This window comes from Candidatus Nitronereus thalassa, assembly GCF_032191465.1.
Taxonomy (GTDB): Bacteria; Nitrospirota; Nitrospiria; order Nitrospirales; family UBA8639; genus Nitronereus; species Nitronereus thalassa.
The window spans coordinates 1,090,690-1,107,826 of sequence record NZ_JAQOUE010000001.1 but is presented as its reverse complement, the minus strand read 5'-3'; the positions used below and the strand labels follow the sequence as shown (position 1 = coordinate 1,107,826).

The 17,137-nt window shown below is 49.2% G+C and carries 12 protein-coding genes; 6 read left to right on the top strand and 6 right to left on the bottom strand.

Annotated elements, in window-relative coordinates:
- Window positions 1–13 precede the first annotated feature (13 nt).
- Together treS and treZ are read right to left on the bottom strand one after the other, a co-directional pair.
- Complete coding sequence (treS, locus tag PPG34_RS05040) at window positions 14–3,352, bottom strand: maltose alpha-D-glucosyltransferase (protein WP_313832053.1); 3,339 nt, start codon at window positions 3,350–3,352, stop codon at window positions 14–16.
- A 196-nt stretch (window positions 3,353–3,548) separates the two neighbouring features.
- Window positions 3,549–5,435 (bottom strand): malto-oligosyltrehalose trehalohydrolase, encoded by a 1,887-nt coding sequence (gene treZ / locus PPG34_RS05035; protein WP_313832052.1) that lies wholly within the window; start codon window positions 5,433–5,435, stop codon window positions 3,549–3,551.
- 176 nt (window positions 5,436–5,611) lie between these two features.
- Between treZ and glgX the strand changes: the two genes are divergently transcribed.
- The 3 genes from glgX to PPG34_RS05020 all read left to right on the top strand — a co-directional run bounded on the left by glgX (window position 5,612) and on the right by PPG34_RS05020 (window position 9,591).
- Complete coding sequence (gene glgX / locus PPG34_RS05030) at window positions 5,612–7,753, top strand: glycogen debranching protein GlgX (RefSeq protein ID WP_313832051.1); 2,142 nt, start codon at window positions 5,612–5,614, stop codon at window positions 7,751–7,753.
- Window positions 7,754–7,847: 94 nt separating this feature from the next.
- A complete protein-coding gene (locus PPG34_RS05025; RefSeq protein WP_420888085.1) occupies window positions 7,848–8,063 on the top strand; it encodes a DUF1653 domain-containing protein in 216 nt (71 codons plus the stop codon).
- Window positions 8,064–8,355: 292 nt separating this feature from the next.
- Window positions 8,356–9,591 carry a hypothetical protein gene (locus PPG34_RS05020; protein WP_313832049.1) on the top strand — a complete coding sequence of 412 codons (1,236 nt, stop codon included), beginning with the start codon at window positions 8,356–8,358 and terminating at the stop codon, window positions 9,589–9,591.
- A 250-nt stretch (window positions 9,592–9,841) separates the two neighbouring features.
- Here the strand turns inward: PPG34_RS05020 and PPG34_RS05015 are convergent, their stop codons facing one another.
- From PPG34_RS05015 to PPG34_RS05005, 3 genes are read right to left on the bottom strand one after another with little or no spacing between them, the layout of a single operon-like run.
- Window positions 9,842–11,065 carry a S8 family serine peptidase gene (locus tag PPG34_RS05015; protein WP_313832048.1) on the bottom strand — a complete coding sequence of 408 codons (1,224 nt, stop codon included), beginning with the start codon at window positions 11,063–11,065 and terminating at the stop codon, window positions 9,842–9,844.
- Between the two features lie 18 nt (window positions 11,066–11,083).
- Window positions 11,084–11,698 (bottom strand): anti-sigma factor family protein, encoded by a 615-nt coding sequence (locus PPG34_RS05010; protein ID WP_313832047.1) that lies wholly within the window; start codon window positions 11,696–11,698, stop codon window positions 11,084–11,086.
- A 14-nt stretch (window positions 11,699–11,712) separates the two neighbouring features.
- Entirely contained in the window at window positions 11,713–12,276 is a 564-nt protein-coding gene (locus tag PPG34_RS05005) for an RNA polymerase sigma factor (RefSeq protein ID WP_313832046.1), read from the bottom strand.
- Window positions 12,277–12,565: 289 nt separating this feature from the next.
- Here PPG34_RS05005 and purH point away from each other — a divergent pair, with 289 nt between their 5' ends.
- From purH to PPG34_RS04990, 3 genes are all read left to right on the top strand, one after another.
- The gene (gene purH, locus PPG34_RS05000) at window positions 12,566–14,122 is read left to right on the top strand and encodes a bifunctional phosphoribosylaminoimidazolecarboxamide formyltransferase/IMP cyclohydrolase (protein ID WP_313832045.1); all 1,557 of its coding nucleotides are present in this window, start codon (window positions 12,566–12,568) and stop codon (window positions 14,120–14,122) included.
- 211 nt (window positions 14,123–14,333) lie between these two features.
- Window positions 14,334–15,587, top strand: a complete 1,254-nt coding sequence (gene purD, locus PPG34_RS04995) for a phosphoribosylamine--glycine ligase (RefSeq protein ID WP_313832044.1) — start codon at window positions 14,334–14,336, stop codon at window positions 15,585–15,587.
- Window positions 15,588–15,614: 27 nt separating this feature from the next.
- On the top strand, window positions 15,615–16,262 hold the full coding sequence (locus PPG34_RS04990; protein WP_313832043.1) for an L-threonylcarbamoyladenylate synthase: 648 nt from the start codon (window positions 15,615–15,617) through the stop codon (window positions 16,260–16,262).
- Here the strand turns inward: PPG34_RS04990 and PPG34_RS04985 are convergent.
- A complete protein-coding gene (locus PPG34_RS04985; RefSeq protein WP_313832042.1) occupies window positions 16,246–17,103 on the bottom strand; it encodes an SDR family oxidoreductase in 858 nt (285 codons plus the stop codon). The genes PPG34_RS04990 and PPG34_RS04985 overlap by 17 nt on opposite strands.
- Window positions 17,104–17,137 lie beyond the last annotated feature (34 nt).

Below are 17,137 nucleotides of genomic sequence, written 5' to 3'. Positions count from 1 at the left end.
GGAATATTCCTTCTTAGGTGTTCGATGAGTCAATAATCTGCATGATGCCTTCGAGCGGAATCCTGGACCAATCGGGGCGATTATTCAGTTCGTAGCCAAGTTCATACACGGCCTTTTGGAGAGTATACGCATCGAGGAGCCGCTGAAGTTCTTGCTGGGTTTTTGGCAGAAAGTCTGTTTCCGCCGTGGTTGTCAAGTATGCCTTTAGATATGTGGCGCTGACCCATGTTTGCCAGAGTTTAGCCCAAGCCTCCAATACGGCAAAGTCTTCAGGACGAATACCGGAGACTTTTCCTATCAATGAGGCATAGGCGACGTAATGAAATGACCGCAACATGCCTGCCACATCCCTGAGGGGGGATTCTTTGAGTCGGCGCACATTCAGTGGCCGTGCTGGTTCTCCCTCAAAATCGATAATCAAAAAATCTTTGCCCGTGTAGAGCACTTGGCCGAGGTGATAATCCCCATGAATCCGAATCCGTTTCGCGGTAATCTTGAGGTCGCGAATGGGAAGGAACTGTTTGCGAATCGTGGATTCCAACGTGGCCACTTGTTTGGCAAGCGGTTGAATCGACTCGGGTAGGGTTTTGAGTTGTTGTTTTAATAAAGGAAAGTTTTGAGAGATCGATCCAATCATACTTTGATACAACCCGCGTCGGTAAAAATCTGTAAAGGCCTCCGCAATGAAATTTGGATCTTCCATGTCCGAAGCCAACGTGACATGGAGTTCACCTGTTCGCTGGCCGAGCAAGCGGGCTTCTTCCAGGTAACCCCCGATCATTTCCTCGGCAATATCAGGAATGGGATCATGGAGTAATTGGAGCAGCGGCTTGCGGGATAGAGCGGGAGAGGATGGGTCCAGTGGCGGTTGGGTCAAGGCGTTTTCAAAATATCGTCCGATTTCATCCAACGTAAATCGCCAGGCATCGCCTTCATTAGGGACAAAGCATTGTAAAATTCCTACTGTCGTGGGATCCCCCATATCCGGTTGATATTCGAGCAGTCCAGCCACATGAGCCGTGTGGGGAAATTGTTTTTCCGTGAGAAACCGTCCGATTTCTCCATCGGGGTTCATGCCGGTTTCCGCCCGCCGAAATATTTTTAAAATGAATTGGTTGCCAAAGATAATGGAAGTGTTGCTTTGCTCTCCTCGATGAAGAGTGGGTTCTAGCGTGGGGCCCTCTTGCTGGAGTCGCCGCCGAAACGTTTTGATCGATGTCGTGACCAGGTCCCCCTTCGGGCCACTGACTCTTCGATTTTTGGAAAGGTTGCTCACTAGTAATTTAAGAAATTCTTGGCTCCACACTCCATCATAAAGCAACCCTTCTTGTTGATGGCCTTTATTTTGAATCGTAACGTGGGCAATGGCTGCAGGGGTATCTTCAAAATGTGTGGGTTGACTGGATGAGGCAAAGGCCAAGGGTAAAATGTATGATTCGGCTTCACCTTCGGTGTACTCCACCTTCACAAAACATAAGACAGCGACAGGATTGTCACTTGGGATTGGTACGACCTCCGAGATAGTTGTGCTTTGGATCATGCGGGCTTTTCCACCAAACCAACGTCGCGCCTTGAGGTAGGAGGGGAGAATGCGTTCCAGGCGAGATTTTTCCCGTCCACGAGTCAACGCATCCCATTCATGGATTATGGTCAATGCTGGCAAGGTATCCGTAGAAAGGCCGGTTGTCGTGCCTTCTGTGGTTGGAGCTTCCAGCAGAAACCAATAGAAAGTGTGGCCGGAGAGCGTGAGGAAATATGGTAAATCACCGATGGGCGGAAATTTATTATGTCCGAATAAGGTAGTCGGGATCATCCCTTTGAATTGGGCGAGGTCTAATTCTACGCATTGCGCGTAGCGCGACATATTGGCGGCGACGAGAATGGTCTCGTCCTCGTATTGGCGAAGGAACACCAAGACTTTCCGATTCGCAGGATGCAGGAACTGAATAGTTCCGCGGCCAAAACTTTTGTACTGTTTGCGAAGTGACAGTGTTCGCTTCATCCACCAGAGGAGTGATTGAGAATTGTTTTGTTGAATTTCAACATTCAAGGCTTCGTAGTGATATTCCGGGTCCATGATAATGGGAAGATACAATTTTTGCGGATTGGCTTGTGAGAACCCCGCGTTGCGATCCGCGCTCCATTGCATGGGTGTACGTACCCCGTTCCGATCACCGAGATAAAAGTTATCGCCCATGCCGAATTCTTCACCGTAATAAATGACCGGCGTTCCAGGCATGGTGAAGAGCAAGCTGTACATTAACTCAATTTTCTTTCGGTCATTGCCCAAGAGTGGGGCTAGGCGACGGCGAATACCCAAGTTGATTCGTGCTTGGCGATCATGAGCAAACATGCGGTACATATAGTCGCGTTCTTCATCCGTGACCATTTCCAAGGTCAACTCGTCGTGATTTCGAAGAAACAGCCCCCATTGGCAACTCTCTGGAATCGTGGGTGTCTGGTCCAAAATGTCAATAATGGGAAATCGGTCTTCCATTTGGATAGCCATGAATAGTCGTGGCATAAGAGGGAAATGGAAATTCATGTGGCATTCATCGCCATCCCCAAAATAGGCGGCGGCGTCTTCAGGCCATTGGTTGGCCTCAGCGAGCAACATACGATTTTTATATTTTTTGTCGATTTGCTTGCGAAGCTTTTTTAAGAATGCATGGGTTTGAGGTAGATTTTCACAGCTTGTCCCTTCTTCTTCGTAGAGGTAAGGGACGGCATCCAAGCGAAGCCCATCCACACCCATATCCAACCAAAACTCCATGACCTGCAGGAGCGCTTTTTGGACGTCTAGGTTTTCAAAGTTTAAATCCGGCTGATGGGAAAAAAAGCGATGCCAATAATAGGCTTTGGCGACTGGATCCCAGGACCAGTTGGAGAGTTCGGTATCTTTAAAGATAATCCGAGTGCCTTTGTACTTTTCTGGCGACTCACTCCATACGTAAAAATTTCGCCATTTACTGTTGGCTGGAGCTTTGCGGGCGCGTTGAAACCAGGGATGTTGATCCGAGGTGTGGTTGACGACGAGTTCGGTAATGACTCTCAAGCCACGCCGATGGGCCTCCCGCACAAATGCTTGAACGTCTCGGCGAGTGCCGTAGGAAGGATTAATATTCGTATAATCTGAAATGTCGTAGCCGTCGTCTTTTAGTGGCGACAAGCAAAAGGGGAGGAGCCAGACTGCCGTGACGCCAAGGTCTTGAAGATAGTCGAGTCGTTTCGTGAGTCCTCGAAAGTCGCCAATCCCATCGGCATTGCTGTCCGCAAAAGCCCGAACATGCAACTCATAGATGATGGCATCTTTATACCAGAGTGGATCATTGTCGAGGGAGTCAGGGGACATGGGTAAAAGGCCTCCTTGGTCAATGATTCTTTGACCACTCCCAGAGGAAGACAGTCACGTTGACCACGAAAAATAAATTAAGGGTTGCAAGTAAGGGTGATGCCAGATAATTGTTGATCACTTGTAAATAGGGCGGTTATCCAAAATACCAGAGGGACGCCATGCTCTCCAGAGTTCAAGGTGGAACATGTTTTCATCACGAATTAGTATAAACCCATACGGCGTAAGGTGGAAGTTCTAACGCCAATGACTCCGACGGTACTTGAAGGGTATTTAAAAGCTTGCTGTTCTGTTGCCCTCCGAACTTTTGAGAATTTGAACATAGAATGAGGGTCCATTTGCCTTCAGGCTTGGCGATGCCAGTTTTTATGACGTTTTGGTTTAAGCTAAGCAAGATGAGTGCCTCAGGCCCAGATTGACCTGTTCGATGAATGGTAAGGACTTTGGCTTTTTGATTGGCCCAAACTTTTATCGAATCTTTTTTTTGTCCTGGTCCAAGGGCGGGAATAGATTTTCTCAGTTCTATCAAGGCGTGATACCACTGTTGTAGAAATTGTTGTTCCTCTGATTGTGGCTTGTCCCACTGAAGCCGAGATTTGTCGAAGGTTGATTGCGCATAGGGATCAGGAACTTCCGTCCACCCAAAGGCGGCAAATTCTGATTTCCGTCCTTGCCGGACCGCTTCTATCAGGCCTTCGTCACCGTGATCGATGAAATATAGAAATGGTGAGGTCTCGCCATATTCTTCACCCATGAATAAGAGTGGAATATTTGGAGAAAGCAGGACTGCTGCTGCTGTGACTTTCAGCGCCTCGAAAGGAATGAGAGTCGATAACCGTTCACCTTGAGCCCGATTGCCGACCTGGTCGTGATTTTGGGAAAACACGACAAATTGTGTGGGGGCGACAATTTTTGCGGAATTTCCGTGACGCCGTTTGCGATGTACGGAATATTGGCCGGAGTACACAAAGCGCTCTTTGATGGCTTTGACGAGTTGGCTGAGTTTCCCGAAATCTTCGTAGTAGCCCTTCTTCTCTTTTGTGAGGAGGCAATGTAGAGCATGATGGAAATCATCACTCCATTGGCCATCGAGTCCATAGCCACCTTTGTTGAGAGGAGCAATGATCTTTGAATCATTGAGATCGCTTTCAGCGATCACGTGTATAGCACGTCCTAAGTGTTGTGCTTCCGCATGAACGGCTTCCCCTAACTCCTGAAGTATATGTTTGGCGCTAAAATCGAAAATTCCATGAATGGCATCAAGTCGAAGGGCGTCGATGTGGTATTCCGTCACCCAAAAGAGAGCGTTGCTGATGATAAATTGTCTGACGGCATCACTGTATGGACCGTCATAGTTAATGGCGCTCCCCCATGGTGTTTTGTAGGTGTCGGTAAAGTAAGGGCCAAACGAGCCTAGATAATTTCCTTCAGGCCCGAGGTGGTTGTAGACCACATCCATGATAACGGCGAGGCCCTGAGCGTGGCAGGCATCGACTAAGCGTTTTAATCCTTCGGGGCCGCCAAAATTGGATTGCGGTGCAAAGAGATAGGTTCCGTCATACCCCCAGTTGCGTAGACCCGGACATTGCGCTACCGGCAACAATTCAATCGCCGTCACTCCGACTTGGTCACGAAGGTAGGAGAGTTTAGTGCACACTCCATCAAACGTGCTGCTCGGGGTAAAGGTGCCTACATGTAATTCATAAATGATGTATTCTTCCAGAGGAAGTCCCTTCCAACCCTGATCATTCCAAGAAAAGTTCTGAGGAGAAATGATCTGTGACGGACCATGCACTCCCTCGGGTTGATAACGTGAGGCGGGATCGGGACGCTCCAGCTCGTCATCGATGACATACTTATACGTCGTTCCTGGTTTCACTCCAGCGACTTTAGCCTCCCAATAGCCTTCCTTATCTTTTTTGAGCAAATGGGGTTTCAAAGATTGGGTGAAAAATTTCACGCTCACGCGTTGAGCCATCGGAGCCCAGACGCGAAATTGTACCGTAGTGGAGTCCAGAGTGGTGGCACCCAAGTCGAGAGCCCAAGGTGTGTGGTGGGTGGAAGAAGATTTCAACGTTGACATAAGTCGTGCTTTACGGGAATGTGATGAGTGCGTCAAGACGCGATAAATGATAACAAATTGATTGCTTATGTCTACAGGTTTTTCCCTAAACCATTATTATTGCGGACTTGGGTGTTCCAGCGTATAGTTTGCTCCCTTTTCTGAAACAGTTTCCTTCCATTGAAAGGATGATACGTATGAGAGTGTGGCCAGGACGGCCCTATCCCCAAGGCGCGATGTGGGATGGCGAAGGCGTTAACTTTGCGCTGTTTTCTGAAAACGCAACTGCGGTGGAGCTGTGTTTATTCGATCATGAGCACCAAGATCAAGAGAGTCACCGGATTCGCATGGAAGAGTGCACCGATCTCGTCTGGCATGTGTATTTGCCGGAAGTCCGACCAGGCCAATTATATGGGTATCGTGTTCATGGTCCCTATGAACCGCAAGCCGGCCACCGGTTTAATCCATCCAAGCTGTTGATTGATCCCTATGCCAAAGCACTGACAGGTGTGGTGAAATGGTCGGATGCGATGTTTGGCTATCGAATCGGAGACCCCAAGGAGGATCTCTCTTTTGATGAGCGGAATAACGCAGGCAATGTGCCAAAATGCGTGGTGATTGATCAAGCCTTCACGTGGGGCGGAGATCAATTGCTAAATACGCCCTGGTCTAAAACCGTGATCTATGAAGTCCATGTCAAAGGTTTTACGATGCGGCACCCTGATGTTCCCGAGCAACTGCGCGGAACCTATGCAGGTTTGGCGTCTCCTCCCATGATTGATTATTTACAATCGCTTGGAGTCACGGCCGTTGAACTTCTTCCTATTCATCACTTTGTGAATGATCAATATCTTACCGAAAAGGGGTTGACCAACTATTGGGGTTATAACTCCATTGGATTCTTCGCTCCGGACATTCGCTATTCGTCGTTTCCGGAACAAGGGCGAAAAGTCTATGAATTTAAAACCATGGTCAAAACATTACATAGTGCCGGGATCGAAGTGATCTTAGACGTAGTCTATAACCACACGGGTGAAGGCAATCATTTAGGTCCCACTCTCTGTTTCCGTGGCGTGGATAATGCTGCGTATTATCGGTTAGTTCCTCACAAGGAACGGTATTACATGGACTATACTGGATGTGGGAATACCCTGAATGTGCGGCATCCTCGGACGCTCCAACTCATCATGGATAGCCTGCGATATTGGGTGCTAGAAATGCATGTGGATGGATTTCGTTTTGACTTGGCCTCGGCCTTGGCGAGGGAGTTACATGATGTGGATCGGCTGAGTGCATTCTTCGATATCATCCACCAAGATCCCGTGTTGTCTCAAGTGAAGTTGATCGCCGAACCCTGGGATTTAGGCGAAGGCGGATATCAGGTGGGAAATTTTCCGCCAGGATGGGCGGAATGGAATGGTAAATATCGAGATACCATCAGGAGTTATTGGAAGGGAGATGGCGGCGTTCTTGGAGAGATGGCGCATCGGCTCTCAGGGAGCAGTGATCTGTATAGCGCCAGTGGGCGGCAACCGTATGCAAGCATTAATTTCGTCACAGCTCATGATGGTTTCACTCTTCACGATTTGGTGTCGTACAATCATAAGCATAATTCCGCGAATGGTGAAGATAATCGCGATGGGCATGATCATAATCTGAGCTGGAATTGTGGGGTGGAAGGCCCCACTGACGATCCACAAATCAATGAGGTTCGAGAAAAACAAAAGCGAAACTTTTTAGCGACTCTGCTTCTTTCTCAAGGTGTTCCGATGATTAGCGGTGGGGATGAGTTGGGTCGAACCCAACAGGGCAATAATAATGCCTATTGTCAGGATAACGAGGTCAGTTGGTTTGACTGGACCTTGACGAAGAATAACCAGCATTTATTGGAATTCACCAAACGCCTGATTCAACTCAAGACGAATCACCCGGTGTTTCAACGCCGGAGGTTTTTCCAAGGGCGCCGAATTCAGGGTTCAGAAGTGAAGGATATTTCCTGGTTCCATGCCGACGGTAAGGAAATGATGGATGAAGAATGGGGAAAGGGATTTCGTTCCTTGGGCTTACGTTTATCCGGTGATGCCATCGAAGAAGTGGATGCCAAAGGGTGTGCCATTTACGATGACACATTTCTGTTGTTGCTCAATGCCTATCACGAGCCAATTTCTTTTACCCTGCCAGCTCATAAGAAAGGGGTTCGATGGGAGCTCATCTTTGATACTTCCCTGGCGGAATGCAACAAGCGTGGGCCGCTGCATAAGGGAGGGGAGGAATATCACTTGGGTGAGCGAACCTGTGCCTTACTGCGGTTAATGCCGGGAGGGGAAAGAAGGGGATGAAAACATGGTTTCTAGTATCTCGGCGTCCGTATTTCGTAAAAAGGGAAATGCTTAAACGAGATGCCAACTTCGGATACGCAAAATGAATATGTCTCTGCCTCTTCAACCTGGTCGGTACCGACATTATAAAGGGAAGGAATATCAGGTAATCGGTTGTGCGCGGCATACTGAAACCGAGGAAGAAGTCGTCGTGTACCGAGCCTTGTATGGAGAGCGAGGCTTATGGGTGAGACCTAAGTCGATGTTCATGGAAACTGTATTCATAGAAGGGAAGGCTACTCCCCGGTTTGTGATGATTGAACCAGCATAAATTGGCGGGAACAATGGTCTTGCCGTATGGACCCAAAGGCTTTCTCAAAGTTCTTGAGGATTTAAGCCAATAGATGGTCCGTAGCCCTTTAGGTTCGGTTTTCGGGAACCGATGGAATACATAATAAATACAGACAAAGGAATGATAATTTCGAATAAGTTTACTCATTGTTCAGTAGAATTGTTCTTAGCATGGCGCGACGAGGAAAAAAGTCTTGCCCACAGTTACCCCGACCTTCATGGCGAACCCGAATCGTCCCTGAAAAAGGGATAGGTCTTAATGGAGTTTGTACGTGGAACACCTGCAGGTGGAAACATCAACCACCCGGAAGCTCTCACCCACTGAGTCTTCCCAAGTACCCAATCCAAGAAAGCGACGAGCTATGAAACTCATTGGTGTATGCGGCCTGTTGTGTGCGGCAGTCCCAGGGTTCTGGCACTTCTCTTTTCCCCAAGAACATCCTGCGCCCTATCAATTCACCAAGATCGCCGACACCCGAGGTGGAGTGTTTCGCGAATTCCACTTATCAACATCCATTGATGAGCAAGGGATGGTTTTGTTCCGGGCGAATTTAGTAGGCGGAGGACAGGGAATTTTTAAGTCCGATGGGTCAGTGACCACCCAGATTGCCAATACTTCTGAACATTTTGATGCGTTTCGCGGAACGCCCGCCGTTAGTAGTAACGGCCAAGTCGTGTTTCTTGGAAGCCGGCCAAGTGGTGATTTCGGGTATTCCCGTGGCACCGATGTCCCCGGGGATTTCCTCTATAGCAATAAAGACTTTGAGGATCTTGGGGATTTGGTCATTAACAATGGGGGCACTCTTGCCTTTAAAGGTAAAAAGTCCAAGGGGCGTAGGGAGCGCAGGCAAATATTTCTAGGAAATGGGGGCAGGCCCATTCCCGTTCCAGAATCGCAGAATAACCAAATTGGCATGTTATCCCTGAACAATGTAGGTCATGTCGCGTTTTCCACGGGCAGTAAAGTCTATGTGAGTGATGGCAAGACCACCACTCTCCTCACTGATGGCGATAAGCAATATTTTCTTTTTTACCGACCGGTCATTAATGACCATGGGATGGTGGTGGTGCAAACCGCTTCCGAACCACAAGATGATTGGGTGGCCAAACATCTTGTGGCCATTGAGGACGGGAAGGTGACGGTGTTGGCTTCTACGCAAGGTCCTTTTTTAGACCTTCTGAGTTCCCATGCCGTGAATAATCAAGGGCAGGTGGTGTTTAGCGCCCTTCTGGATGGAGAGATCACAGGGATCTTTGCTGGTCCCAATCCCACGACGGATGTCGTGATTAAAACGAGGGACCTGCTCCTTGGGACGAAAATTATTGATGGTCCAGTCTTCTCCAATCGGGGATTCAATGACGCCGGGCAAATCGTGTTTTATGCCCGACTTGATGATGGCACCGAAGGTATTTATCGTGCGGACCCTCATCCCAGTTCTATTCCCATTTCTTCCAACGGTATTCTGACCAATCCTCCAGCTTCGAAACCTGCGACCTCCAAGCCATAAGAAGCAGTGCTTTCCTTTCAATGGGAAGCAGCGATGTTGGCATGGTCCTATTCCAATGTGCCGCCACCCAAAAAAACGTTTCCTTTTTTCCTCTACATGATATCTGGGCCTAGACGGCCAATAAGGAAATCATCCTTTTTGCTACCTTGAAGGATGTCACGGGCGAGCTGTCGCAGAAAGATGACGAATAGCAGAGGAGAGCGATCGCTGAGAAACTGAAATGAGAGAGGTGTGAAACGATGAACTGGGATTAGCAGTGTTTAGAAATTTGGACAAGACCCCAACCAAAAATATGATCTTTGCCAGCTTCCCCCAGGTCGACAGCATCTTTGGCGAGTTGCTTGGCGATTTGGGCTGGCGTCCATTGAGCATGAGCCAGTTTGAGGACGGCGGCAGCTGTCGTTACAAAGGGTGTTGCGAAGGACGTGCCTGAATGAAAGAGCCCGGGTCCTTTTCCGTCTGGCACCCAAATATCAACCCCTGGGGCGGCCAACATTATATAATTTCCGCGATTGGCATGCAGATACGGATTGAGTTTGGCATCCAATGCCGTAACGGCAATTACGCCTTCTTGGGCTGCCGGATAGACCGCTTGTCCATCCGGTCCCAAATTTCCCGCAGCCGCGATGATGGAAATGTTTTGTTCTAACGTATAGTGAACGGCAAAGGCCAGTAAGGCATTATTGGGCCCACCGAGGCTCATATTTATGACATGAACCTTTTTCGAGATGAGCCAATCTAGTGCTTGCACAATACCCCAGGTGGTGGCCTCAATAATTTGGTTGGGGTGCCGTTCCCGAAATGTTTCAGCCACAAAGAGAACCGCATGGGGCAATAACCCATGAGTAGTTGAATCACTCTGCCCTACTAATTGAATGGCCACGGTTGTGCCATGAGTCGTTGGCGCAATGACCGTGTTCTCTTGAAGAAAAGATTGCCTGTGAATGTTATGGGGCTGCAGGAAGGGATGAGTGCTTTCTATGCCGGTATCAATCATACCAATGAAGAGTGGAGTGGCAGTGCAGCGAAGGGCTTCTTTATCCCAACCCACCAGAAGGTGCCCGTAACGGAGGATGTCAAAATCGTGGTGAATTCCTTGAATGTGATAGCGATGGTTGGCATCGATGGGGAATGTAGGAAACGCCTGACGAAATTCCGCAATACCTTGGTTCACTGTTAGACCAGGTGGTACTTGAAAAATACTCATGATGACGCCGAGATTCTCAAGGATGCGACGCTTCTTTTTGATGTATCCCTGGGCCGAGGCAAATTTGTCCACCTCTTGCGTCTCTTCTAGATTGGTATTGATCACGCACACCTCGTTCGGTTCAAGTTGTTCGAGATCAATACCGGCCTGTTGGATGATATTAGGCGAAAGGGTCGAGGGAGAGGAGCTGGTTGGCCCCGGGGCGCAGGAAGTTCTCACAAAAATTAGCGCACCTCCAAGGCAGAGGAGGGTGATGGATCTGATCATATGGTTCACCACAGCCGTTTATTCTTTGGCCACATGTCGAATGACCGCTGTTTGTGTTTGAAGGAATTCCATAGTCTCTTCGATGATTTTTGGGGTGTTAGGGTGAATGTCAAGACGGACCCGATAAATACCTAGTTGTCCAGGCCCATCAATAATGCTTCCATGGATGTTTAGTAAGGTTGTTCGAATTTCCTCTTCCGTGGCTGTGGGGATGAAGGAGATTTGCAAGACGATACCTTCCCTTTGTGGCCCCGACAAGGGGACTAAGGGTTTTGATAAAAAATACGCGTCCATTAATAGGCCAGCCTGCACGGTAATAATAAATGAGGCGGCGATGGCCCAAGCCTTCCATCGTTTATGAGAGGGAAGAGTTGGCAGGTCCTGAATCCCGGCCTGTTCTTTCTTGACCTCTGAGAGCAGTCGTTGAAGTCCGACCTCTCCCGGTGAATCAAAAGGCGTATCCTGTACTTGTTTCCGCATGGATTGGAGTAAGTCGATTTCTTTCTGGCATCGGGGGCAGTCACCGATATGGTTTTTCACCTTGTCGTGTTCTTGAGACGACAGTGTCTGGTTTACATACCAGGGCAATAGTTCGTCAGGATGCGAGGATGGTTGAAGAGGGTCGAGGTTCATTTGGTGGGAGACCTTTATTTGAGTCGCCTGGACATGCAACGCTTTAATGCCTGTTTGGCATGAAACATTCTGGCTTTCACAGTGCCTTCAGGACTATCAACGATTTTACTAATTTCTCTGTAGGGCAGACCTTCATAAAATGCGAGGTGGACAACCTGTCTCTGATCATCAGATAGCATCTCTATGCACCAACGTATATGTTCGCCCATTTGTTTTTGGGTCAACAGGGCCTCCAAATCCTCCTCGGATTCTGTCGCATGTATTCCTTCCAGCGTTTCGGTTTTGTGCTTATTCGCCTGACGGATTCGATCAATGACCTTGTGGTGGGCAATCCCAAATACCCAGGTTGAAACCGACGAACGCCCTTCAAATCGTCCCGCGCTTCGCCAGACTTCCCACATGACTTCATGAAGTAAGTCGGAGGCCTCCTGAGAATCGTTTAAGCGAATTTTCGCAAATGCATATATTTTCTGTTCAAAAATGCGATAAAACTCTACCAGGGCGGTTTCTTGACCTTGGGCCATTTGGCGAATGAGTGTGCGGTAATCATCTGGAGTGTTTCCCTGTGAGGATGGCATGGGGGTGATTGAAAATGATGTTTGGCTATTTAGCGGACTTCCATGTGGGTAAATCCTGCAGTTGCAACTCCATGGCATGCTCTTCCAGATAATTTGCAGGAACTTTTGGTTCTCTAGAATAGGGGCATCTTTCTCAGAAACGCAATACTTTACCCATTGCCGTTATCCACCACTTTTAGCCTGTTTACTTCGCTTCCATCTTCGTTGAACTTACCCTCCTGCATTTGGTAAGCTACGCCTCTTCGTTTTTACTCATTTTCAAGCCAATTTAATCATAAAGGGAATCACGATGGGCGGATTGAACCATGCATTAATTAGTGTGTCTGATAAGACTGGAGTCGTGGAGATTGCCAAGGGATTAAGCGCCTTAGGAGCCAAAATTCTTTCCACGGGTGGAACGGCCAAAGCCCTGCGTGATGCGGGCCTTGAGGTCACTGACGTGTCCTCCCATACCGGTTCTCCGGAAATTTTGGAAGGACGGGTCAAGACCCTGCATCCCAAGATTCACGGTGGATTATTGGGACGCCGGGGAAAGGCTGATCATGTGAAACAAATGCAGGAGCAAGGCATTGCGCCCATCGATGTGGTGGTGGTCAATCTTTATCCGTTTGAGTCGGCGATTGCCAAGCCCGATTGTACCTTTGAACATGCTATTGAAAATATTGATATTGGTGGTCCCTCCATGTTGCGATCGGCTGCAAAGAATCACGAGGATGTATTGGTCGTCGTAGATCCAAGTGATTACGGACGAGTGTTGGATGCGTTGAAAGCCGAAAACGTCTCTGCTGGGCTTCGCCGTGAGCTCGCCCAAAAGGTGTTTCAGCATACTTCGCGCTATGACGGTTTGATTGCCAATTATTTAAGCCAGCAGAATGGTGAGGGTGCTGTGGAAAAATTTCCAGCCCGACTGTCTCTTAGCTATGAACGGGCGGAAATCTTGCGGTATGGGGAAAACCCGCATCAGGAAGGGGCATTTTACCGCGAGCTTGGGTCCAGCGAACCCTCCATTTCCGGTGCGAGGCAGCTACACGGCAAGGCCATGTCCTATAACAATTACTTGGATGCTAACTCGGCACTGGAATTGGCTAAGGAGTTTGGTGAAACCGCGGTAGTGATCATCAAACACAATAATCCTTGTGGCGTGGCGATTGGCGGTTCATCAGTCGACGCCTATGTGAAAGCGAGAGAGACCGATCCCATCTCGGCCTTTGGCGGTGTGATTGCGTGTAATCGACCTGTAGATTTGGCTATGGCGAAAGAAGTGACTTCCACCTTTGTGGAGGTGCTAATTGCTCCGGAATTTGCCAAGGATGCACTGGAGGAATTGCAGCGAAAGAAGGATTTACGATTGTTAGAAGTGGGTTCGCTCCAAAGCCAAGCCCGTGATGGGTATGATTTGAAAAAACTCGTCGGTGGCTTGATTTTACAAGACCGTGATTTGGGGGGCCTCCCCGATTTGAAAACCTTAAAAGTCCCGACAAAACGATCTCCGACCGATACCGAATATGCGGCTTGTGCGTTCGCCTGGAAGGTGTGCAAACATGTGAAGTCCAATGCCATAGTGTTTGCCAATGACACGCAGACCGTGGGAATCGGGGCCGGACAAATGAGCCGAGTGGATTCGGTCAAGCTCGCTGAGATGAAAGCGAATCTGCCGATTGAAGGATGCGTCATGGCCTCTGATGCGTTTTTCCCCTTCAGGGATGGGCTAGATGCCGCAGTCAAGGCCGGCATCAAGGCGGTGATTCAACCCGGAGGCAGCATTCGTGACGAGGAGTTGGTGAAGGCTGCAGATGAACAGAATGTGGCGATGATTATGACGGGGATGCGGCATTTCCGTCATTGACCGGACGTAGAATAATCCTCGCCAGTTGGGGGTTCGGTCTTCGGGCTCATAGGCTTGGAGCCGTTGGCGCTCAGAGGGCTCCCGTACTTACCCTTGCGCCTCAACCTCTTTACGGCTGCCGCCTTGCTTCATAAAATTTTCTAAGTCCTGTTTTTATTTCTAGAGCCTATAAAGACAATATTTTTCATCACTCAATATTATGAAAATCCTTGTGATTGGCAGTGGAGGGCGGGAGCATGCCCTGGTCTGGAAGTTGGCTCAAAGCCCTCGTGTGACCAAGCTTTTTTGTGCCCCAGGTAATGCCGGTATTAGTCAGCAAGCCACCTGTGTACCGATTGCTGCGGATGATTTGCCTGGATTGCAAAAGTTCGCCGAGGACGAGCAGGTTGACCTTACGGTGGTTGGTCCTGAAGCACCTTTGGCGCTGGGCATTGCTGATTTGTTTCGTCGACACAAACTCAAAGTCTTTGGTCCCACAAAAAACGCAGCACGCATTGAGTCGAGTAAAGCGTTTGCGAAAGACTTGATGATTCGTCAACGTATTCCTACCGCTGAATCCAGAACGTTTGAGCAGATTAGTCCGGCATTAGAATACCTCGAATCTCGGTCTATGCCGATCGTGGTCAAGGCCGACGGGTTGGCGCAGGGAAAGGGCGTGGTTGTGGCGCAAACGCATGAGGAGGCCAAGGATGCAGTCAAGAATATGTTGGAGCGCCATGCCTTTGGAGAGGCGGGACAACGGGTCATCATCGAAGAATATATTCAAGGGGAAGAAGTGACGCTCATGGCCTTTGCCGACGGCAAAACTGTCGTGCCGATGCTTGCGGCTCAAGATCACAAGCGGATTGGGGAGGGGGATACAGGTCTCAATACTGGCGGTATGGGTGCCTATGCCCCAGCACCGTTAGCGACTCCAGCCCTTCGATATACGATCATGCGCGAGGTGATGTATCCTGCCATTGAAGGGCTCTCTCGTGTGGGAAGCCCGTTTTTTGGGGTGCTGTATGCCGGGGTGATGGTCAAGGATGGCATCCCGTATGTGCTCGAATTCAATGCCCGATTTGGTGATCCGGAAACGCAGGTGGTGTTGCCGTTACTCAAAACGGATTTGGTCGATGTGTTAGAAGCTGTGGTTGAACATCGATTGGAACAGTTATCCATTGAGTGGTCGGAGGATTCTGCCGTATGTGTGGTCATGAGTTCTAGTGGGTATCCAGGAAAGTATTCCACGGGGCTCCCCATTTCCGGGATTCCCGATTCCTTGGTCACTGGTGGCTCAACCGTGTTTCATGCCGGGACCGCATGGAAAGGCGATCAGTTGGTGACTTCCGGTGGTCGAGTGCTTGGAGTGACGGCAGTCAGTATGAATCTGGCTCAAGCCCAGCGTGAGGCGTACGAAGCCTTAGCCTCGATTCGATTTGATGGGCAGTATTTTCGCAGAGATATCGCAAACCGCGCTCTATAATAATCTATTTCCACTTCAAAGGGCCTTGTGGCCAACATCCTTCCAGTTCCTTTCCCCCTTTCATCCGATTTTCTTGAGGAAGTGCGCCAGTGCGCGGAACAAGATGGCATCCTTGCCGTGGCTACCGAAAGTTTTTACGCGCTGGCGGCCTCGGTTCGATCGGTCTCTGCGGTTGAACGTGTGGCTGAAATAAAAGGCCGACCCGCTGATAAGCCGCTGTTGGTGTTAATCGGCGAGCGACGTCAGATGAAATCCTTAGTGATATCCCTGCCCCCGTGGGCTGATTCTTTCTTAAATCGTTTTTGGCCTGGACCTTTGACCTGTATCTTTCATGCTAAGCCTGGCCTTCCTCCACCCCTTCTTGGAGAAGGGGAAACGATCGGTGTGCGTTGTCCAGGGAATGAGGTCTTGCGTTCAATACTTTGTACGACGGGACCGCTCACTGGGACAAGTGCGAATCGCACTGGCTTTCCTGCGCTGTCTCATCCACAAGAGGTGTTACGTGAGTTTGGGGGAGAGATTGATTTGATCTTGGACCGCGGCCCATCACCGGGAGGGAGGCCTTCGACACTGCTGAGTCTGGTTGGTCGTCCTCGAATATTGCGGGAGGGACCGATTTCTTCAAATTCTATCCAAGTGGAGTTGGTCAAGCATGGAGTTACGCTTTTCGACTGAGTTGCTGGGACACTTCGGACACGGAAAGCATCGGAGTGTTCAAGAGCTGGTTTGCCTTGTTAATATTCAACATCAAGTTTTTTGGGCGAACCAAGCCAGATTCTTTGATCGTTAAGGGCACGACATTGGGCGGTGTGTCCATCTTCAGCATGGCCAACATGGCTTGGCCAAATTCCCATCGGGTTAGCGCTTGATTCCCAGCAAGATGCAATATTCCAATCTCTGTGATTTCCGCTAATTCTAACAGGGCGAGGCATAAAGTGTTGACCCAAATAGGGCAGCGGATTTCATCGGTGAACAGCGTGACTTTTCGGTTTTCTTTTATTCCTTGGACTAGCCATCGTGTTTGGTGGTCGATAGGATCGATGCCGTAAATCAATGAAGGGCGCACGATGAGTGCGTTAGGGTTGTGGTTCTTCACCAAATCTTCGGCTTGGGCTTTGGCTAATCCATATTCCAAAAATGGAGATGGTTGGGAGTCTTCTGAGTAGGGACCGTGTTGTCCATCGAATACGAGGTCCGTGGAAACGTGAATGAATCGCGCGTTAATTCTTAGGGCAGCCTTGGCCAGGTTCAAGGCCGAAGGACGAATGGATTCAAGATTTGTTTGATTTTGATTGGAGCAAGCGGTGTGAATAATAACGGCCGGGCGTACTTTAGTCAGCAGAGTCTCGACCTCTTCGTGTTCCCGTAAGTCGCACTGGTGAAAGGTGGCGGTGGAATTGGGACTTGGTTCGTGCTGAAAAAATGTCGCGTGGACGTCACAATGTTTGGCCATGCGAATGAGTTGTGACCCTAGATAGCCAGAACCCCCAGTAATGAGTAACGTTCTATGCGACATGGGAAATCTGTGTTGTCCTCCCTCTGGGCTTCCC